Origin of the sequence: Paenibacillus mesophilus (assembly GCF_005938385.1) — a bacterium.
GTDB classification, from domain to species: Bacteria; Bacillota; Bacilli; order Paenibacillales; family NBRC-103111; genus Paenibacillus_AB; species Paenibacillus_AB mesophilus.
Genome location: NZ_VCRA01000017.1, coordinates 91,376 through 110,860 on the forward strand (window position 1 = coordinate 91,376; position 19,485 = coordinate 110,860).

18 protein-coding genes are annotated in these 19,485 nt (G+C 55.4%); 4 read left to right on the top strand and 14 right to left on the bottom strand.

Features of this window, described 5'->3' with window-relative positions; genetic code table 11:
• Nucleotides 1-55: 55 nt before the first annotated feature.
• The 5 genes from FE783_RS25495 to mraZ all read right to left on the bottom strand — a co-directional run bounded on the left by FE783_RS25495 (nt 56) and on the right by mraZ (nt 6,395).
• The gene (locus tag FE783_RS25495; RefSeq protein WP_138882209.1) at nt 56-1,984 is read right to left on the bottom strand and encodes a stage V sporulation protein D; all 1,929 of its coding nucleotides are present in this window, start codon (nt 1,982-1,984) and stop codon (nt 56-58) included.
• A gap of 233 nt (nt 1,985-2,217) precedes the next feature.
• Nucleotides 2,218-4,491 (bottom strand): penicillin-binding transpeptidase domain-containing protein, encoded by a 2,274-nt coding sequence (locus FE783_RS25500; protein WP_138882210.1) that lies wholly within the window; start codon nt 4,489-4,491, stop codon nt 2,218-2,220.
• Between the two features lie 18 nt (nt 4,492-4,509).
• The gene (ftsL, locus tag FE783_RS25505; RefSeq protein ID WP_138882211.1) at nt 4,510-4,920 is read right to left on the bottom strand and encodes a cell division protein FtsL; all 411 of its coding nucleotides are present in this window, start codon (nt 4,918-4,920) and stop codon (nt 4,510-4,512) included.
• A 45-nt stretch (nt 4,921-4,965) separates the two neighbouring features.
• Nucleotides 4,966-5,925: a 16S rRNA (cytosine(1402)-N(4))-methyltransferase RsmH gene (rsmH, locus tag FE783_RS25510; RefSeq protein ID WP_138882212.1), complete on the bottom strand. Its 960-nt coding sequence runs from the start codon at nt 5,923-5,925 to the stop codon at nt 4,966-4,968.
• 32 nt (nt 5,926-5,957) lie between these two features.
• Nucleotides 5,958-6,395 carry a division/cell wall cluster transcriptional repressor MraZ gene (gene mraZ / locus FE783_RS25515; protein ID WP_138882213.1) on the bottom strand — a complete coding sequence of 146 codons (438 nt, stop codon included), beginning with the start codon at nt 6,393-6,395 and terminating at the stop codon, nt 5,958-5,960.
• A 271-nt stretch (nt 6,396-6,666) separates the two neighbouring features.
• Here mraZ and FE783_RS25520 point away from each other — a divergent pair, with 271 nt between their 5' ends.
• Together FE783_RS25520 and FE783_RS25525 are read left to right on the top strand one after the other, a co-directional pair.
• On the top strand, nt 6,667-8,622 hold the full coding sequence (locus tag FE783_RS25520; protein ID WP_138882214.1) for an alpha-amylase family protein: 1,956 nt from the start codon (nt 6,667-6,669) through the stop codon (nt 8,620-8,622).
• 40 nt (nt 8,623-8,662) lie between these two features.
• Nucleotides 8,663-9,361 (top strand): GntR family transcriptional regulator, encoded by a 699-nt coding sequence (locus tag FE783_RS25525; RefSeq protein ID WP_138882215.1) that lies wholly within the window; start codon nt 8,663-8,665, stop codon nt 9,359-9,361.
• A gap of 180 nt (nt 9,362-9,541) precedes the next feature.
• Here the strand turns inward: FE783_RS25525 and FE783_RS25530 are convergent, their stop codons facing one another.
• On the bottom strand, nt 9,542-10,609 hold the full coding sequence (locus tag FE783_RS25530) for a DUF4349 domain-containing protein (protein WP_138882216.1): 1,068 nt from the start codon (nt 10,607-10,609) through the stop codon (nt 9,542-9,544).
• 235 nt (nt 10,610-10,844) lie between these two features.
• Here FE783_RS25530 and FE783_RS25535 point away from each other — a divergent pair, with 235 nt between their 5' ends.
• Nucleotides 10,845-11,063: a hypothetical protein gene (locus FE783_RS25535; protein ID WP_138882217.1), complete on the top strand. Its 219-nt coding sequence runs from the start codon at nt 10,845-10,847 to the stop codon at nt 11,061-11,063.
• A gap of 18 nt (nt 11,064-11,081) precedes the next feature.
• Nucleotides 11,082-11,411, top strand: coding sequence for a hypothetical protein (locus tag FE783_RS25540; RefSeq protein WP_138882218.1), 330 nt, complete (start codon nt 11,082-11,084; stop codon nt 11,409-11,411).
• 61 nt (nt 11,412-11,472) lie between these two features.
• Here the strand turns inward: FE783_RS25540 and FE783_RS25545 are convergent, their stop codons facing one another.
• The 8 genes from FE783_RS25545 to FE783_RS25580 all read right to left on the bottom strand — a co-directional run bounded on the left by FE783_RS25545 (nt 11,473) and on the right by FE783_RS25580 (nt 19,465).
• Nucleotides 11,473-12,570 carry a sialidase family protein gene (locus FE783_RS25545; RefSeq protein ID WP_138882219.1) on the bottom strand — a complete coding sequence of 366 codons (1,098 nt, stop codon included), beginning with the start codon at nt 12,568-12,570 and terminating at the stop codon, nt 11,473-11,475.
• Between the two features lie 221 nt (nt 12,571-12,791).
• A complete protein-coding gene (locus FE783_RS25550) occupies nt 12,792-14,060 on the bottom strand; it encodes an adenosylhomocysteinase (protein ID WP_138882250.1) in 1,269 nt (422 codons plus the stop codon).
• 29 nt (nt 14,061-14,089) lie between these two features.
• On the bottom strand, nt 14,090-15,721 hold the full coding sequence (gene bshC, locus FE783_RS25555) for a bacillithiol biosynthesis cysteine-adding enzyme BshC (RefSeq protein WP_138882220.1): 1,632 nt from the start codon (nt 15,719-15,721) through the stop codon (nt 14,090-14,092).
• Between the two features lie 143 nt (nt 15,722-15,864).
• The gene (locus FE783_RS25560; protein ID WP_138882221.1) at nt 15,865-16,257 is read right to left on the bottom strand and encodes a DMT family transporter; all 393 of its coding nucleotides are present in this window, start codon (nt 16,255-16,257) and stop codon (nt 15,865-15,867) included.
• Nucleotides 16,254-16,475, bottom strand: coding sequence for a hypothetical protein (locus FE783_RS25565; RefSeq protein ID WP_138882222.1), 222 nt, complete (start codon nt 16,473-16,475; stop codon nt 16,254-16,256). The genes FE783_RS25560 and FE783_RS25565 overlap by 4 nt, the downstream gene beginning before the upstream one ends.
• 72 nt (nt 16,476-16,547) lie before the next feature.
• Nucleotides 16,548-17,504 (bottom strand): ABC transporter ATP-binding protein, encoded by a 957-nt coding sequence (locus FE783_RS25570; RefSeq protein ID WP_138882223.1) that lies wholly within the window; start codon nt 17,502-17,504, stop codon nt 16,548-16,550.
• Nucleotides 17,501-18,493 (bottom strand): ABC transporter ATP-binding protein, encoded by a 993-nt coding sequence (locus tag FE783_RS25575; protein ID WP_138882224.1) that lies wholly within the window; start codon nt 18,491-18,493, stop codon nt 17,501-17,503. The genes FE783_RS25570 and FE783_RS25575 overlap by 4 nt, the downstream gene beginning before the upstream one ends.
• A 51-nt stretch (nt 18,494-18,544) precedes the next feature.
• On the bottom strand, nt 18,545-19,465 hold the full coding sequence (locus tag FE783_RS25580; protein WP_238403258.1) for an ABC transporter permease: 921 nt from the start codon (nt 19,463-19,465) through the stop codon (nt 18,545-18,547).
• Nucleotides 19,466-19,485 lie beyond the last annotated feature (20 nt).

Sequence of the window (19,485 nt, forward strand, 5' to 3'; positions counted from 1 at the left end):
ATAGTTGTATTATTATAAGCCTTATCTATTATAGACCAATTCGAATGGAGCGCAATCAGGAATCCGGATGTTTTCCCATATAAATGCGGATCGTGGAGCCTTGTTCCACCCGATCTCCGGCTTTCGGCGCCTGGCTGATCACCTCGTCGCCGCTGCCGAACTTCTCGAGACGGAAATTCATGTTCATATCCTCGTAAATATCGCTGACCGTGTGCCCGATCAAGTCAGGCACTTCAACTAGCCGGGTTTCACCATAACGGTACTCCCGTTCCAGCTGATCTTTGCGCGGCTCGACCCCCATGTACCGGAGCGCATCGGACATGACGTTCTTGACGATCGGAGCCGCGACAACTCCTCCGAACTGAATGCCGGCCGGATTGTCCACCGCCACATATACGACGATTTTCGGATCGTCCGCGGGCGCGAACCCGATAAACGACACGATATGCTCATCGGGCGAATAACGGCCGCCTATTACTTTTTGCGCCGTACCCGTTTTCCCGCCTACCCGGTAACCGTCTATGAACGCGGGACGCCCGGTTCCTTTCGCCACGACGCTCTCGAGCGCCTCCCGCACCTGCTTCGAGGTCGATTCCGAGATGACTTGCCTTACGAGCTTAGGCTCGACAGACTTCACTTTCTCGCCGGTTTCGGGATTGTACCACGCCTTGGCCACATGCGGCTCGAACAGCTTCCCGCCGTTTACGGCAGCGGAGACGGCCGTAATTTGCTGGATCGGCGTTACCGATACGCCTTGGCCGAATGCGGTCGTCGCAAGCTCGACCGGTCCGACCCTCGACAATTTGAACATAATGCCGTTCTCCTCGCCGCCCAGATCGATACCCGTCTTCTGGCCGAAGCCGAATCTGCGGATATAATCGAACAAGCTTTCTTTCCCGAGCCGCTGACCTAATGCGACAAAGCCCGGGTTGCATGAATTTTCCACGACCTGCAAAAACGTTTGGCTGCCGTGTCCGCCCCTCTTCCAGCAGCGGAGTCTCGCGCCGCCGACTTCGATGAAGCCCGGATCGAAAAACGAATCCCGCTTCAGATCGACTTTCTTTTCTTCCAGCGCGGCGGCAAGCGTTATGATTTTGAACGTCGATCCGGGTTCGTACGTCATCCAGATCGGCAAATTGCGGTTGTACACTTCGCTTGGATATTCGCGGAAATTGGTCGGGTCGTAGGTCGGCCTTGCCGACATGGCCAATATTTCCCCGGTGTTCGGGTCCATCGCGATGCCGATCGCGCTTTTCGCCTGATGCTGCACCATCGCTTGATCGAGCTCCCGCTCCAAGTACGACTGGATATTTTTGTCGATCGTCAGTTGCAGATTAAGCCCGTCCTTCGGCGGCTGGTACTGCTCGGACGTGTTCGGCATCTCGCGGCCGGCGGCGTCGCTCAAGTAAGAGACGCTGCCGTTGATGCCCCGCAACTCGCTGTTATAAGAAGCTTCCACCCCGGTCAAGCCTTGATTGTCGATGCCGGTAAAACCCAATATGTGCGATGCGAACGAGCCGAAAGGATAGTACCGCTTGTTGTCTTCCGCAACTTCGATTCCGGGCAAATTCAAGTTTCGGACTTCCGCCGCTTTTTCCTCGGTAATTTTGCGGCCGCCCGGCCGGATATAGACGCTGGACTCCCGCTTCGTCAGCGATTTATAAATGTCCTCTTCGCTCATCTGGAGCACTCGGGCAAGCTCGGCGGCCGTTGCACGGGCATCCTTGACTTGCGCCGGTATGGCCATGATGGAGGGCGAGCTGACGTTATAGGTGAGACGAACGCCGCTACGATCCCATATTTCGCCTCTTTTGGCGGCGAACGGGATGTTGCGGCGCCATAAATCTTCGGCCTTCTGCGCCAGCTCGCCGCCGATCCACAGCTGAACATAGGCAAGGCGGATCGCTAGGGCGGCGAATAATATTCCGCTTGCGACAAGTGCGACAAACAACCTTCTTCTGACCGTTACGCTGGATACTTTCATGATGGGCCCCCTCCCCAAGAGCTTTCGATGAAAGCTCGCTTCGTAAGCATAGGCTGAGCTTTCGAAGAAAGCTGGCTTCGTAAGCTTAGGCTGAGCTTTCGAAGAAAGCTCGCTTCGTAAGCATTGGCTGTGCTTTCGAAGAAAGCTGGCTTCGTAAGCAGACGATAGCTAGTACGTTTCATATCATAGCTATTCGGGTACGGGAGGGGTTAGAACAAGCTTTCCAATAAGGATTAAGGTTTCGCTTTGGATGGGGAGCCCGACTGCGAGCGCGCATTCGACGTCTGCGGCGGTTTGCCCGCCGATGCCGTCTGCGCCGCGGCGGTCTGCTTGGCCGCATCGGCGATCGCTTTCTCCAGATCGTTCCACGGCACCAGCTGTAGCGTTACGGCTTGCTGCTCGCCGCTCGGGGCAACCGTTTGCGAAGCGACGTAGCCTTCGCCGCTCACCTGGCATTCCACCTTCATGAACGAGCAGACCGCAAGCGCATCGCGGAGCGACTTGCCTTGCAGATTCGGCAGCTCGACGCCGCCGGTTTCTTCCGTCAACAAATAGATTCGTTGGTTCGGGCCGATTTCCGTACCGCCCGGAGGGAATTGGGCGATTACACCGGCGCCTTTACCCAACACATCGTACTTGATCTTGCCGTCTCCCAATTGCTTTTTCGCATCGGCAATCGGCTTTCCGGCCACATCCGGCGTCGCGACCTTCTTCTCGACTCCCGACAATTCCTGGGTGACGTGAGCCGTTACATTCATATATCTCAAGCTTTGCGACATAATTTCCTTAAAGACGACCGGCGCTACGAGACCTCCGTTGTGATAATTCCCATGCAGATCGGGCTGATCGGCCAGCACGAGGACGACGATCTTCGGATCTTCGACCGGGGCATACCCTACAAAGGTAATAACCCACTTATCGTCGGAATATTTGCCGTTAATAACGATGTTGGCCGTTCCCGTCTTGCCGGCTACGCGGTATCCGTCGATGTAGGCGTTCCTGCCGGTCCCCATCTCCTTGTCCGAGACAACTTGCTCCAAATATTCGGTCACTTTGCTCGCCGTCTCCGGTGAAACGACTTGTCGAACGGCTTTGGGATCGACTTTCTGGATCGTTTCGTTCGTCTTCGGATCCAGCACCGCTTTCACGACATGAGGCTGCATCATCATCCCGCCGTTCGCGATGGCGCCGTAGGCGGCGATCTGCTGGATGGCCGTTACCGACACCCCGCCTTGCCCGTACGTTGCCGTCGCATAATCGACCGGGTACCGGAACCGGTCGCCCCAGCCGGTAATTTCTCCCGGCAAGTCGATGCCCGTTTTTTGGCCGAAGCCGAATTTTCCGATATATTGCTTGAACTTCTCTTCCTTCAGCTTCTCGTAGCCGAGCTTGACGAACGCCACGTTGCTCGAACGTTTGAGGCCTTCCAAATAAGTAATCGTGCCCCAGCCTTTCAAATTATGGTCGTTCAACGTCCGGTCATAAATTTTGATCGATCCCGACTTGAACTTCTCGTTCGGATCGAACAGCCCTTCCTCCACCGTTCCCGCCAATGTCACGAGCTTGAACGTGGACCCCGGCTCGAACTGCGAGGAGATCGCGTTGTTTCGGAAATCTTCGGGCTTTGCCTCCCAATATTTGGCCGGGTTGAAAGTAGGCAGGTTGGCGAGCCCCAATATTTCGCCCGTCTTCGGGTCCATGGCGATCGCCGTCATGCTTTTCGGCTTAAATTCGGCATACGATCTCTCAAGCGCCGTCTCTATGTACGATTGGATATTGCGGTCGATCGTAAGCTGCAGCGTTTTGCCGTCTTCCGCGGGTTCATAGCTCGCTTTGGCGTCCGGCAGCTCATACCCCATACGATCTCTCGCGGTGATGATATGGCCGGGCTTTCCTTTCAGCATATCGTTGTATGTCGCTTCCAGCCCCATGACCGCTTTGCCGTTTTTGTCGAAGTAACCGAGCACATGGGCGGCGAGGCTGCCGCCGGGATAATAGCGTTTCGGCGTTTCCTCCAGATACACGCCATGCGTATACAAGTTGCTCTGACTGTTGACGGGCTGCTCGAGCTTGAGCGCCGCGGCGATTTTGTCGGCGGTTTCCACGTCGATCTTCCAGCCCTCGCTCCGGACCTCCACCCACGTAAGCAGCGTGCCGTCCTCTTTCTTCTTAGTCACCTGCTCCATAAGCTCGGATTCCGGCTTGCCCAGAATGGCGGATAGCTGCTTGACGACTTCGCTTCCGTTCTTGAGCGTATCTATGATTTTCGGATTGACGATGACCGTGTAGGAAGGTCCGTCCTCGGCCAGCACCTGCTTATTGCGGTCGACGATCGAGCCGCGAACCGGCTGGATCGTCTTGTTGCGCTCCCACATTTCCTGCGCCTTCTTCAGCAATTCGGAAGCGTCCACGACTTGAACCCAATAAATTTTACCGATCAGGACAATAAAAAATAGGGTGAACAATCCCCCTATCAGTATCGTGCGCAATTTAACTTTCTTGTTCATAGTCCGGCCCTCTCTTGTCTACTCTTTCTTCATAGCGACCGAGTCTCCGCCCGCGGCACCCTTCTTGTCCGTCACCTGATTCAGATCCTCGTTCGGGACGAGCCCGAGCTGTTTGGCCTGATCCAGCAACCGTTTCGGGTCCTGGTATTTCGTGATTTCCAGCTTCAGCTTGTTGTTCTCGATTTGGAGCGCCTTGATCTGGCTCTCGATTTGCTGCATTCTCGTGTTCAGCTCATAGATTTGCGCATAACGCCATATAATCGCACCCGCAACCAAGACGCATACGATGACGGTAAACAAATACAACAGCTTCTCCTGTACCGGAATCGTTCTCCGTTTGACGACGACCTTCTTCTGTTCTTGAACTTTTTGTTTTTTGGGTGGCTCTTTTTTTTCGATCGCCAGGTTTCCGTTGATGTATGCCGACACTCGATGTCATCCTCCTCCGGGTGATTTCCCCATAACATTTGTCTGTTACCCTTCCAGCTTCTCCGCCACCCGCAGCTTGGCCGAGCGCGCTCTCGGATTCCGCTCCAATTCCTCTTCGGAAGGCACGATCGGCTTCCGGTGAACGAGGCGGACAATTCCCTTCTTGCCGCATACGCACATCGGAAAATCGGGCGGACACGTACACTTCTCCACGAGCTTGGCAAACGTATGCTTGCATATCCGGTCTTCCAGCGAATGGAACGTGATGACCGCCACCCGCCCTCCCGGCGCCAAACATTGGATCGCTTGCTCCAAAGCGTCCTCGAACGCGCCCAATTCGTCGTTGACGGCGATTCGGAGCGCCTGGAAGCTTCTCTTGGCCGGATGCGGCCCGGTGCGCCTCGCGGCGGCCGGAATCGATTCCTTGATCAGCTCGACCAATTGGCCGGTCGTTTCGATTTTGCCTCCGGCACGCGCCTCGACAATCGTCTTGGCGATTTTTCGCGAAAATTTCTCCTCGCCGTACTCGAATAAAATTCGGGCGATCTCCTCCGCACTCCATTCGTTCACGATGTCGGACGCCGTCAAGTCCGTATCGCGGTCCATCCGCATATCCAGCTCCGCGTCATGGTTGTAGCTGAATCCCCGCTCCGCTTCATCCAGCTGCGGCGACGATACGCCCAAATCGAACAAGATTCCGTCGACCTGTGGCAACCCGCCCCGTCTCGGTACAAAATCGAAGCCGGCAAGCTCGCTCTGCAAATAACGGAAGTTGCTCTTCACGAGAATAACCCGATCTCCGAAAGGCGCCATCTTCACCCGTCCGTTCGCAAGGGCGACATCATCCTGATCGAACGCGATCAGCCGGCCTTTCGGGCCGAGCTTCGAGGCGATGAGCGAGCTATGGCCCGCCCCGCCCATCGTACAATCCACATATATCCCGCCAGGCCGTATATCCAAAGCGTCAACGGACTCTTCCTTCAAAACCGTCACATGCTCGAACAAGTCTCGTCCTCCTGTAGTGGCTCATAATAGTGCTATAGATCAAAGTTGAAGTCGACGAGTTTCTCGGCAATTTCATTGAACGACTCTTCCGACTGCTGGAAATAGTTTTCCCAAACTTGCTTGCTCCAAATCTCCACCCGGTTGGAAACGCCCAGTACGACGCAATCTTTGTCCAGCTTGGCATACTCGCACAGCGTATTCGGAATATTGATCCGGCCCTGCTTGTCCAGCTCGCATTCGGTCGCTCCGGAGAAGAAGAAGCGGGTGAATGCGCGGGCGTCGGCTTTCATGAGCGGCAAGCTTTTCAGCTTCTGCTCCAGAACCGCCCATTCCTCCTTCGGATAGACGAACAAGCAGTTATCGAGACCGCGGGTGACGATAAATTGGGCTCCCAGGGCGTCGCGGAACTTGGCGGGAACGATCATCCGACCTTTATCGTCGATCGTGTGCTGATATTCCCCCATGAACATGCTCCGGTCTCCCCCTTTCCACCACTTTCACCCACTTTTCACCACTCGATAGTTTGTTATTCGTTGCCGGCAATGAAAATCCTGCCTCGGCAACTTAACTTTTTTTATAAGCGGACGATTGTTCCGTAAATATTCACAGTTTCTGAAAGTTTTCCTTCACGATTGAGACGACTCCATCGCAATCCGGTCCTTTTCCACTATTGCCAGATGTAATATTTTATATATAATAATGGTTAATTATATATAATAACATGCGAAGGGATCTGATCCGATGAGATTGATCAAACGCGCCGTTCATATCGATTTCCACACAATGCCCGCTATTCCCGATTTCGGAGCGAATTTCGACGCCAAGCAGTTTGCCCGCACGCTGAAGGAAGCGCGTGTCGAGTACATTAATGCTTTTGCCAAATGCAATATCGGGTTCGCTTATTATCCGACGAAAATCGGCGTCATGCATCCGCACCTGAAGTTCGATATGTTCGGCCAAATCGTCGAGGAGTGCGGCAAGCTCGGGATCGGCGTCACCGCTTACTTCAATGTCGGCTTGGATCATGAAATGGCACGCAAGCATCGCGAATGGACGATCGTGAACAAGAACGGACAAGTGATTTACGGCGACAGAACGGCCAATTTTTTCCGCAATATGTGCTTTCATTCCGGCTATCGCGATTATATGCTCGGCATGATTCGCGAAGTCGCCGAACAATATCCGGTCGAAGGCTATTTCCTCGATTGCATGGTCGTGAATCCATGCTATGGCAACGAGTGTCTGGAGGGCGTGCGCGAGCGCGGCATGGACCCGTTGAACGATGAGGACGTGCTGGCGTTCGCCAAAGAACGGCTGCTCGATTTCAGCCGGGAAGTCAAGCAGATCGTCGGTCCCGACAAGTTTCTGTACTTGAACGGCTTGCCTCATTCGGATACGGAGGGGCTGCGGACGCACGTCGAGATCGAATGCCTGCCGAGCGGCTGGAGCTACGATTTCTTCCCCGCTCAGGTTGCCTATTCGCGTAATTTGGGACAGCAAACGTTCTATATGACCGGGCGGTTCAACGTAAACTGGGGCGATTTCGGAGGGCTGAAGAGCAAGGAGTCGCTGCTTAACGACTGCTGGGATGCGATCGGCAATGCGGTTCCGACATCGATCGGCGATCATATGCACCCTCGCGACGGCCTTGATCCGGCGGTCTATCGGGTGATCGGAGACATCTACAAGGAGCTGGAGAAGCTCGAGCCGTGGACCGATCATGCGCGCGCCGCGGCCGATATCGGGATATTGACATGGGAAGGCGGCAAGCTCGGCGGCGCCCATAACGGCGCGGTGCGCATGCTCGGCGAGCTGCATTATACGTACGATATTATCGACGAGACGCACGACTTGTCGAAATACAAGGTGATTATTTTGCCGGACAATGTGCGGGTTACGCCGGTGCTGCAGCCTAAGCTGGAGGCATATATTGCGGCAGGCGGCGGTGTGATCAGCTCCGGGCACTCCGGATTGAATGTCGAAGGGACGGCTTTCGCGCTGGACGAATGGAATATGTCCTACGACGGCGAGGACCCGTGGAACAGTTCCTATTACCGTATGCTGGAGCATACCGACGGCGCGGTGCCAGACATGCCGTGCGGCATATACAAGCAAGGAATTTTACTGAAGGAGAAGGACGGGACGCAGCCGGTCGCGGACTATTACCAGCCTTATTTCAACCGGCAGTGGGACGGGTTTCACGGGACGTTCTATACTCCCCCGGAACGAAGCGCGGGCAGACCTGCGGTAGCCAGATCGGGACGCATCTATCAGTTCTGCTTCCGGGTGTTCACGGCTTACATCGAATATGCGGCCAACGCTCATAAATATACAGTCGCGCATTGCCTGCGGCAGCTGCTGCCGGAGCCGTTGATCAAAAGCGAGGGTATCCCTACGACCGCAAGGGTAACGATGACGACAAAGGATCATATGGACATGATTCACGTCAAGCTTACCCATCCCGAGCCGCGCGGCAAATATAACGTGATCGAGGACCGGCAAACGCTGCACGAAGCAGTCGTCTATGTCCGGGGCGGCGATGACGCGGCGGCGGTATACTCGGCGCCCGATCGGGAGGCGCTGGCCTATGAGCGGCAAGAAAACTATATTCGGATTCCGCTGCCCAAAATCGACGGATATGCGATGATCGTGGTCGAGCGCAAACAGGAATTGACATCCTCCGCAAAACAAATATAATGGAACAGAATTGTATATGATCCGACAAAGGTGACGATTGATGGTTCAATCTTTTAACAAAGACGCTTCCGACAAACAACATTTGAGCTCGAATATCGCTTCTTACATCAAACAAAAAATTATAGACGGCGAATGGAATCCGGGCGACCGGATCGTCGAAACGAAGCTGGCGCGCGAGCTGGAAATGAGTCAGACGCCGATCCGCGAGGCGGTGCGCCAGCTGGCGGGAGAAGGCGTCGTGACGATCGTCCCGAACAAGGGACCGTTCGTACGCACCTTCAGCGCCAAAGATATTTTTGAAATCTACTCGTACCGGGCCGTGCTCGAAGGAATGGCGATCCGGCTTGCCGTCGGAAACGCCTCGATTACCGACATCCGCCATCTGGAGCAGTTTTACGAGGAGATGAAGAAGAAGCTGCTCGACAGCTCCGTCGTGTCTTTATCCGAAGATTCGGGGTACATTCACAATTATATTTTCAAGCTGGCGAAGCACGCCGTCTTGCTGGAAATGTTCCAATTCATTTCATTCCGCGTTCGTCTCGTCAACCGGATCGTAGGCAGGAAGTACAGCAAGGAGCGAGAAGTGTCGGAGCATCTGGAGCTGATCGAAGCGCTCAAGAAAGGCGATCCGGACGATGCCGAGCGGGTGATGCGGGCCCACATTCACCGCGCCTACATGGAGTTCGTCGATATCGGCAAGTTCGACCATTCCGAGCTCGCCCAGAACGAATGGATCTAATAACAATCCCCCAGAAGTGAAGATCTGCTTCGTAGCTTGTTCCTGTTACTTCTGGGGGAGCCCCCCCCTCCCACCGTTTTCCGCAGAAATTGGCTGCGCATAATTCCGTAATCAAAAAAAGAAACCATGGTTCGCTTCATAGCGACGTCCATGGTTTTTTTGCTTGTGCCGCTTGACGCTTCATTCCTCACCCGGAGACGGACCGCTTTCGTCGGCGGACTTATTGAGACGTCTTATTTCCCGCGCTCTCTCCTCCATCTCCTTGCCGCGCTTTTTGCGCTTCCTGTAAATCCAATAAGCCGGTACGGCGATTACGGCCGCCACTACCAGAACGGGAAGCGCTGCAGCAAGTACGATCGCAAGTCCCTTGAAAAAGCCGAGCACGACTTTCGCGCTCCCGCTCATCGCGTTGGACAGCTTGGAGGCAAAACCGTCCTCTTCCTTTTCCTGCGCGCTATTCGTTTTCGCGATTTTCTGATAAAGTCGGATTTCTACGGTCGAGTATGCGACATTTTGCTCCAAATAGCGCATCCGGCCTTTGATTTGCTCGATCTGGGTTTGCACGTTCCCGATTTGGCTCGAGAATGCGACCAGTTCCTCGCTCTTCGTCGCTTTATTCATAAAGTCGAGCAGCCGCGCTTCTTCCGCCTGCTTCGATTTCAGCCGCGCTTCCAAATCGACGAATTCTTCGGTCACGTCTTGGCCTTGGACGCTGCGCTGGATCGATTTCGGCTTCATTTTCTCCAGATCGGCGATAAAGCCGGAGAAGCCTTTGGAGGGCACCTTCACCACCAGCGTGCCGCTCTGCTCGTAATCGGTGCGATTCTCGGAAAATTGGAGCAGGTACCCGCCGGACAGATGAATCAAGTTGTTGATATCCGTATTCGCACTGCCGTAATCGGCCACTTCCATCGTCACATTCGCTTTGTAAATAATTTTACGATCGACCGCCGCGTCCATTTGGGCCGCCACGGACGAACCCGGCTGCTGGGGAGGCGCTCCCGCGCCCACTTTCGGCTTCTCGGTCGAAGCCGCCGAATCCTGCTTCGTATTGTTCAGCGCGCTCGAGTCGGCGGTTGAGCTTGCCGAGCCGGTGAATGCAGCGGACTGAGGCGCGGATTCCGATGATTTCCCGACGCTCGCCTTGTCTTCGCCGGACGATCCGCAGCCTGCCATGACAGCCATCAGAAACAAGTACCCTGCGATCATGAGCGTCAAATACCCTTTTCGTTTCGCGCTCCGTTTCAAAACGATCCCCCCGTATTTTTATTTTGCAAAAGAGACAGCCGCTTGTTTGCGTAAACGCTGCCATTTCCTAAACGAAGCGAATACGGAAATAGTTGCAAGATTTTGGATTCGGACTGACTTATTTTCCAATTCCGCTGAGAGAAGACTGCCTTTTCTGCTAAATCGTGCATAAACCGCATGACGAAATGGGGATAACAACAAGGAGAACCAGTTCCGACCCGAAGGAGGTTTTGGCGTGACAACAAATTTGGTCTGGTTTATCGTGATCGTTTCCGCATTCGGCCTCGTTGCCTCCATAGTGCTGAACATGCGGCAGCAGCGGCATCAACATGACCGCGGCACGAATGATGCGACCGCCAAGCATCCGTTTATGGCCAATCCGATCATTATCGCTTATGTGCTCTTTCCCATAGTGATCGTTGTCGGGGCCGCCATACTGATGATGTATTCTTGACCGGAGGGGATCATGCCCATGGAGAAAAAAACATACTACGTGTCCGTACAGGCGGGGTCCGTGCTGGAAAATGAAGGCGATACGGCCTACGAGTTCGAAATCGTCGCCACCGAGCAAGATGTCGAAGATTTGATGGAACGGTTCGGGATGTTGAGCGATGCGGACAACTCATCGGCATTCCGCGCCCATCTGCCCGGGGTGCCGTATCATCAGGACTCCGTGCATGACAGCTACGACGAAACGTTGACGGACATATACCGCAAGCTGTACGATTTGGGCACCGAGGAAACGAAGAAGACGATCACCGGCATGGGTTCGATCGGCGAGCAGAAGCCGCCGGTCCATTAATCGCAGAAAGCCTCCGATCCGCATGTTTGGCGGTTCCGGAGGCTTTTTTCGATCTTATGGATTACTCGGGTGCTATATCGGCCAAACGGATTTTTCTGATTCGGAGTCTGGACAAGCAGGAGACGTCCTCCGCTTCGCCGGCGCAATAAGCGAGCAGCAGCGACTCGTCGCGTACAAAGTGGATCGCCGTGTAGCAGTAGCCCCCGCGGTCTTCCTCTTCGCGCTCCATCGCGAAATAATGGCCCCACGTTTTGCCTTCGTCCCGGCTGATGGCGCCGATCAGCGGCGTTCTTCCCGCCGTATGCTTCTCGATCGCGCGCGACGGATAATTCGGAATCGGGTTCCATACGGCCAGCAGCGGTCCTCCGGGCATTCTCTTCATCGACAACGGCGAGTCCGGCGAAGTGAAGAATGACGGCGCGGGGAGACTCCAGCTATCTCCGCCGTCCATAGAATACATCTCGTACTGGCAGCCCATATCCGTCCTCGCCCAGCCCCACAATACTCCTGACGCCAATTCCACTACTCCGGGCTCCAGCAGTCCCCTCTTGGACCTGGGAGCCGGAATGGCGCAATAATTTTGCGCTTCCTTCCACGTGGCGCCGTCGTCGTCCGACACGATGAAATGGACGACGCCCCGCGAATCGAATGCCCGCCAATGCTCGCCGTCGTCGGACCGCATCTTGTGATAAGCCGCCGGAATGATCAGTCTGCCGCTCGACAGCCGGACGACCCGGTCGTTGTTCGTTACATAATAGCCCGGGCCGGGGATACAGCAAACCGCTTCCCCCCAAGTTTTCCCTTCGTCCGACGAACGTCGCAGATGCAGCCGCATATCCTGGAATCCGTACCGGATCAAGTAAAACAAGCCGATGTCTCCGTTCTGCATCCGCAAGAGCGACACGCTCATGACGTTGCGGGCGCCATGATCATCGGGCTTGACGGCCCATTCGTCGTCCGACCAAGTTTCTCCGTCATCGGCGGAATAACGTGCCGCGAGTCCCGCCTTCGCCGTATCGGAGTAAGTCTCCCCATAAAACCGGCTGTAGATGAACAAAATCCGGCCGTCGCTCAAATCGAGAAATGCACCTTCGCTGTTGCGCGGGTACCCTTCCTTTGGCCGAATGTCACAAACGATTTTCCCCTTTTTCGAAAGCATGCTGAATCTCCTCTCGCCATTCGAATATTATGGTCCTACCATAATATATAAACCACTTTTTGGGCGCTGTCTACCCTCATTTTCCATTCAAAATAAAAACCGACGTGACAGGAGCCGTGACGAGTCGGCAGATACTTCTATCGCGGAAAGCATTGCCTCACAAAAAAACAACCCCCTACCGGTATCCGGTAAGGGGGCTCTTGCGAGTTGTTTCGAACGTATTAATGCTCGATCCAGCTCTCCAAATAAGCTTTTTGTTCGGCGCTGAGTGAATCGATGCCGAATCCGAGCGATTCGAGCTTGAAGCGGGCCACTTGCTCGTCGAGCTCGTAAGGCACGTTGACTACTTTATTGCCGATCGCCTTATATTGGTCGTTCACGTACTTGAGCGACATCGCTTGCAGGGCGAACGTCATATCCATAATTTCCGCAGGGTGTCCGTCGCCGGCAGCCAAATTGACGAGGCGGCCTTCGGCCAAAATGTACACCTTGCGGCCGTCCTTCAGCTCGTATTCCTCGATGTTGCGGCGTACGGTCCGCTTCGAAACGGACAATGCCTCGAGCTCCGGCTTGTTGACTTCGACGTCGAAGTGACCGGCATTGGACAAAATCGCTCCGTCCTTCATCACTTCGTAATGCTCGCCGCGGATGACGTCCCGGTTGCCCGTCACGGTAACGAAGAAGTCGCCGACTTTGGCCGCTTCGACCATCGGCATGACAGCGAAGCCGTCCATGTAGGCTTCGACTGCTTTGATCGCGTCGATTTCCGTTACGATAACGTTCGCGCCGAGCCCTTTGGCGCGCATGGCGACGCCTTTGCCGCACCAGCCGTAGCCGACGACGACGACCGTTTTGCCCGCTACGACGAGATTCGTAGTCCGGTTGATTCCGTCCCATACCGATTGACCGGTTCCGTAACGATTATCGAATAAATATTTGCAGAACGCGTCGTTAACGGCAACCATCGGGAACTTCAGCTGACCTTCCTTCTCCATCGCCTTCAGGCGAAGAATGCCGGTCGTCGTCTCTTCCGCTCCGCCCCGAACTTGTGCAAGCAAGTCTTGACGCTCGGAGTGCAGAATCGTCACCAGATCGCCGCCGTCGTCGATGATCAGATCGGGCTTCGTCTCGAGCGTATGAACAAGCAGCTGCTTGTATTCCTCCGGCGACGGATTGTACTTCGCGAATACGGTGATTCCGTCTTCAACCAAGGCCGCGCACACGTCGTCCTGCGTCGACAGCGGGTTGCTGCCCGTAATCGTCACGTCGGCGCCGCCGGCTTGTACGACTTTCGCCAAGTACGCCGTTTTCGCTTCCAGATGAAGCGAAATCGCCACTTTCAGCCCTTTGAACGGCTGCTCTTTCTCGAAACGATCGCGAATCCGGTTCAATACCGGCATATGGGCCCGTACCCAATCGATTTTCAAATGTCCGTCATGAGCCAATGACGGGTCGGCGATAATACTGTTTTGCTTGGCGTTTGTGCTCATTCTCAAAAAAAGCCTCCTCGACCGTATGATCAAAAATATACTATTCGGTGACTGCCGTCGCGGGATAGTGGCATATCCATCAATTCGCGAAGCCAGCCGCCGCCGTATTTCACCCAATATTGGAAAACGTTGTACACCCGTTCCTGCGGCTTGCCTAGCGGCATCACCGACATCCGGATACGCTCCCAATGCCTCAGCGCGGATTCGTGCTGCGAACGGAATGCATCGCCCGCCCGCGCTTCCAGAAAGTCGATCTGCTCGACGATTTTGAGCATGTTCGTCTCGCCCAGCTTGCGCAGTCCCGGGTTGATGCCCGATACCGCTTCGACTACCGGTCCGTACAGCTGCGCAAACTTCGCCTTCGCGTCCGTAAACAGCTCCTCCACTTGGAGCGAGCCTTGGGCTTCGAGCCATGCGTTCTGCTTCTCGTCGAGCCTGCGGATCACATCCTCGAATTCGAGACCGAACTTGGCCATCTGCTTCTGGATCGTACCTTCCAGCAGCGTGAATTCATAACGCGGCACGAGAATCGGCATTTGCAGGCCGAATAAAGCGAATGCATTCCGAAGGAGGCCCCAGTACGCCATCTCGGAAGGTCCGAGCACGACGGACAAAACCGGGAACAAATAGTCCTGCATGAGCGGACGCGTCATCACGTTGTTGCTCAGCCTCTCCGGCGAATGTGCGGCGAGTTCGAGCAGCTCGCCCTCCGTGAACGACACGGTTCCTTTCCGGTCGGTAAACTTTTCGCCTTGTCTGGTGAGCAGCAGCCTTTCCCCTTCGTGAAACACGAACAGATGAGCTTGCCCTTCGTTCAGCTCTACCTGCGCCGTGTAGCCGAGTCCTTCAAGGCCGCTTTTCGCCTCCAGCAGCGATCGGTTCAGTTCGCTTTGGCGGGACACGATGGAGCGGAACATGTCCGCTTCCAGCTTCCGCAAGCCCGGATCGTCGGAATCGACGAGAACGAGTCCGTATTCGCGGAACAGCCACGCCAGCGTCCTCGCAAACTGATCGGTCAATGTGTCCGAAGCGGCGCAAATCGATTTCAACCGGTCGATCAGCTCCGGCTTGAACTCCGTATTCATGAGCGTCTGTTCCAATTGGGCGACAGCGTCCTCCCAGCTTTCCGGATCGATGCTCCACCGGCTGACGGACGTTTTTTTGTCGGAGCTTTCGTTCAGCTTGATCTTCTGCACCGTAAGCGTTTCGGATAGCACGAACGTATGGTTCGCCTCTTCGAGATCGTGGTCTTCGCCGGCAATCCAGAACACCGGCACCACCTTCCTGCCCAGCCGTTCCGCCGACTTCCTCGCTTCCGTGATGACGGTAATCGCCTTGTACAACACGAGAAGCGGGCCCGTGAACAGTCCGGCCTGCTGGCCGCCGGTGACGACGAGCGTTTCCGGATCCCGAAGCTCCTCGATCGACCGGAGTGCCCGATCGGTATTTCCGATCTTCTCGTTATAGGCGATAAGCGTACGAACGAGACCTTCCCGGTCCGCCTGCGGTCTCGCTTCGAGATCCAGCCAAGCCGCCCGTTCCCGGTCGCTCGATTCGTTCCACGGATTGTGCTCGTAAAGGGAAGCCACGGAAGCAAAATCGTATATATAGTCCCGCGTGATCGGCTGCGCGGGTTCCCACCGGTAACGCTCCATTCGCATACGGCAACCCCTTTTCGTTGTCATGGCTTCTTATTTGCTTGGGTCAAAGCGACAAAACTACTTCGATTGTACACGTAAGGACAAGATTCGTCAAAGAGCGATCAGCCGCTCGTATGAATCATGCCCGCTTGACATCGATCGACTCATCCCTTGCCGCCTCCCCGGTCCGGAAAGCCGGCCCGCGGTCGCTCCGCTTCCCCGGAGGAAGCACCATGAGCTTCTCCGCTCATGTTCAGTCCGATGACCCCGGCGACGATCAGCAGAATGAAAAATAGTTTGCGCCAGTTGAAGCTCTCCTGAAACCAGTAAATGCCGATAATCGAAATGGCGGCGATTCCGACGCCCGACCAGATCGCATAAGCGGTACTGATTTCGATCTTCTTCAGCGCCATCATAAGCGAGGAAAAGCTTGCGACATAAAAGACGATCAGCAGCACCGACGGAACCGCCCGCGTAAATCCTTGCGACAGCTTCATCGACACCGTACCGGATACTTCAAGGACGATCGCCGCAATCAAATATATCCACGCGTTCATTTCGCTCCTCCTTGCCCTCCGGGCCGCTGTCCATCCCGGCGGACTAAGCCGTACATGAAGAGATCGACCGCGGTCATGATCGAGTCATATAAATTCAAGTTGCTGCGGACCAAATAAGACATCTCGAACAAGGCGTTAAACGCGCCGCGCATCGCTTGTACGGCTGCCGCCGTATCGACCTTTGCCGGTCTGTCTACTGAATGGTTATCGGCGCTCAAGACCCGTAAGGCAGAAAAAAGACCGCCTGATAAGCGGTCTCATCGCTCGGCCCCGTTAATGGAGCCATATAGTCAAGCATAGTGACAGGCCGCCCAATGGCCGGGTCTCGTCTCGACAAGAGGCGGTTCGATTTTCGCGCATTTCTCGGACGCCATCGGACAGCGTGTACGGAAATGACAGCCGCTCGGCGGATTGATCGGACTCGGCAAATCGCCGCTCAGCACGATTCTTTCCCGCTTGGCCTCGACGTCCGGGTCCGGGATCGGGATCGCCGACAGCAGCGCCTTCGTGTACGGATGCGTCGGATTGGCGTAAAGCTCCTCGCTCGGGGCGATTTCCACGACTTTGCCCAAATACATGACCGCGACGCGGTCGCTGATATGCTTCACCATGGACAAGTCATGGGCGATGAACAAATAAGTGAGGCCCATCTTCCGCTGCAGCTCCTGCAGCAGGTTGACGACTTGAGCCTGTATCGATACGTCGAGCGCGGATATCGGCTCGTCGCATATGATGAACTTCGGGTTGACCGCCAGCGCCCGCGCGATCCCGATTCTTTGGCGCTGTCCGCCGGAAAATTCGTGCGGGTAGCGCGTAGCGTGGTCGGGATTCAACCCGACCAAATCCAGCAGCTCCTCCACCCGTTTTTTCCGTTCGGCACGGCTTCCTGCCAAATGGTGAATATCGAGCGCTTCGCCGATAATATCGGTGATCGTCATTCTCGGGTTGAGCGAGGCATACGGATCTTGGAAGATCATCTGCATGTCCCGCCGCAGCGCCTTCATCTTCGAGCCGGACAGCGAGTAAATGTTCGTGCCGTTAAAAGCAACGCTTCCGTCCGTCGGCTCATACAACCGTAAAATCGTCCGTCCCGCGGTCGATTTCCCGCAGCCGGACTCTCCGACTACGCCGAGCGTCTCCCCTTGCTTAATATCGAAGCTGATGCCGCTCACGGCTTTCAACGTTTGGCCTTTCCCTACGTTGAAATGCTTTCTCAGATTGCGAATTTCCACCAACGGTCCGCTCATCTCGCCACCTCCTCGGCCAACGGGTGTCTCAACCAGCATCGGACCAGCTGCGTATCGCTGATCCTGAACATTTCATCGTCGTGATCGACGCAGATGCGCATCGCCTCGTCGCAGCGGTCGCAGAAGGCGCAGCCGGCGGGCGGCTTGATCAAGTCGGGAGGCGTGCCGTATATCGGAATAAGCGGCTCGTCCTTCTTCTGGTCAAGCCGCGGCAAAGAGCGAAGCAATCCGCGAGTGTACGGGTGTTTCGGGTTTTTGAAAATTTCGTGCTTCGTGCCGGTTTCCACCACTTTACCGGCATACATGACAATGACTTTGTCGCACATGTCGGCAACAACGCCCAAATCGTGCGTAATCAGCACGATCGACGTACCCAGATTTTTCTGCAAATCTTTCATCAGCTGCATGATCTGGGCTTGAATCGTCACATCGAGCGCCGTCGTCGGCTCATCCGCGATCAGAAGAGCCGGATTGCACGCGAGGGCGATGGCGATCATCGCGCGCTGCCTCATCCCTCCGGAAAATTCGTGGGGATACTGCTTGATGCGCGCTTCCGGGTTCGGAATACCGACCAGCTCCAGCATTTCCATCGCACGCCGGTTGGCCGCCTGCCCCGTCATGCTCTGGTGCTTGATCAGCCCTTCGGTAATTTGCCGGCCGACGGTCATCGTAGGATTCAGCGACGTCATCGGATCCTGGAAAATCATGCCGATATGCTTTCCCCGGATGCGCTGCATCTCCTTCTCCGACTTGGTCAGCAGCTCCTCTCCCATGAAACGGATCGATCCTCCCTTGATCATGCTCGGAGGAGACGGAATGAGCCGCATGATCGATTGCGCCGTGACGCTTTTCCCGCTGCCGGATTCGCCGACGATCGCCACCGCTTCCCCTTTATTTACTTGAAAGCTGACGCCGCGCACCGCCTGCACCTCTCCGCGGCGGACGCGGAACGACACGCGCAACTCGTTTACGTCCAAAATCGGTTCCATACACCCCTCATCCCCCACAAGTGAAGTTTCTCTTCGAAGCATATTCCGAAATTATTTTCTCATCTTCGGATCGAGCGCGTCCCTCAGCCCGTCCCCGAATACGTTAAAGGCGAACATGGTCAAGCTGATCAGTACGGCCGGAAAAAACAGCCGCCACGGCAAATACATCCACGACGACAACGAATCGGAAATCATCGTCCCCCAGGAAGCCGCCGGCGAATTGACGCCGAGACCGAGAAAGCTTAAGAAGGCTTCCGCGAATATGGCTTGAGGCACGGTGAGAGTCAGCGTAACGATGATCGGACCCGATGCGTTCGGTATGAGATGCCGGAACAAAATGCGGGAAAAGCCCGCGCCAAGAGACCGGGAGGCCAAAGCGTACTCGTGGTTTTTCAGAAGCATGATCTGTCCCCTGACGATCCATGCCATCTTGATCCACCCGGTAACGACAAGCGCCAGTATGATCGTGTACATGCTCGGCTCGAAAACGACGACGAACAGGATGACGATGAGCAAATACGGGATCGAATCGAGCACCTCGGAGAAACGGTTCATGACCTCATCGACTTTGCCGCCGAAGTACCCCATAATCCCGCCGTAAATGACGCCGATCAGCAGATCGATCGCCGCGGCGAACAAGCCGACCCGGAGCGAGATCGAAGCCCCCATCCAAGTGCGCGCGAACATGTCGCGGCCGAGGTCGTCGGTACCGAACCAATGCTCGGCGGACGGCGGCTGATTCGTATTTTGCAAATCGTTCGCATAGTAGTTGTATGGAGTCATCATCTGACCGAAAATGGCCATGAAAGCAAGCAAAATCAAAATGACGAGACCGGTCATCGCAAGCTTGTTGGAGCGGAGCCTAAGCCACGAATCTTTCCACGAGGACAAGCTTTCCCGGACGATCAGCTCGCTTTGCCGGCTTTCTTTGTCCAGCTTCCGAAACTGGTCCGGCGTGAATGTATCGGGCATGCCCGGGACCGAACGTTCCT

Coding starts and splice junctions, on each gene's coding strand:
- FE783_RS25580 (WP_238403258.1), bottom strand. CDS start 19,465: ATGCCCGATACATTCACGCCGGACCAGTTTCGGAAGCTGGACAAAGAA.
- FE783_RS25560 (WP_138882221.1), bottom strand. CDS start 16,257: ATGAACGCGTGGATATATTTGATTGCGGCGATCGTCCTTGAAGTATCC.
- FE783_RS25495 (WP_138882209.1), bottom strand. CDS start 1,984: ATGAAAGTATCCAGCGTAACGGTCAGAAGAAGGTTGTTTGTCGCACTT.
- mraZ (WP_138882213.1), bottom strand. CDS start 6,395: ATGTTCATGGGGGAATATCAGCACACGATCGACGATAAAGGTCGGATG.
- bshC (WP_138882220.1), bottom strand. CDS start 15,721: ATGCGAATGGAGCGTTACCGGTGGGAACCCGCGCAGCCGATCACGCGG.
- FE783_RS25520 (WP_138882214.1), top strand. CDS start 6,667: ATGAGATTGATCAAACGCGCCGTTCATATCGATTTCCACACAATGCCC.
- FE783_RS25550 (WP_138882250.1), bottom strand. CDS start 14,060: ATGAGCACAAACGCCAAGCAAAACAGTATTATCGCCGACCCGTCATTG.
- FE783_RS25575 (WP_138882224.1), bottom strand. CDS start 18,493: ATGGAACCGATTTTGGACGTAAACGAGTTGCGCGTGTCGTTCCGCGTC.
- FE783_RS25540 (WP_138882218.1), top strand. CDS start 11,082: ATGGAGAAAAAAACATACTACGTGTCCGTACAGGCGGGGTCCGTGCTG.
- FE783_RS25500 (WP_138882210.1), bottom strand. CDS start 4,491: ATGAACAAGAAAGTTAAATTGCGCACGATACTGATAGGGGGATTGTTC.
- FE783_RS25525 (WP_138882215.1), top strand. CDS start 8,663: ATGGTTCAATCTTTTAACAAAGACGCTTCCGACAAACAACATTTGAGC.
- FE783_RS25545 (WP_138882219.1), bottom strand. CDS start 12,570: ATGCTTTCGAAAAAGGGGAAAATCGTTTGTGACATTCGGCCAAAGGAA.
- FE783_RS25570 (WP_138882223.1), bottom strand. CDS start 17,504: ATGAGCGGACCGTTGGTGGAAATTCGCAATCTGAGAAAGCATTTCAAC.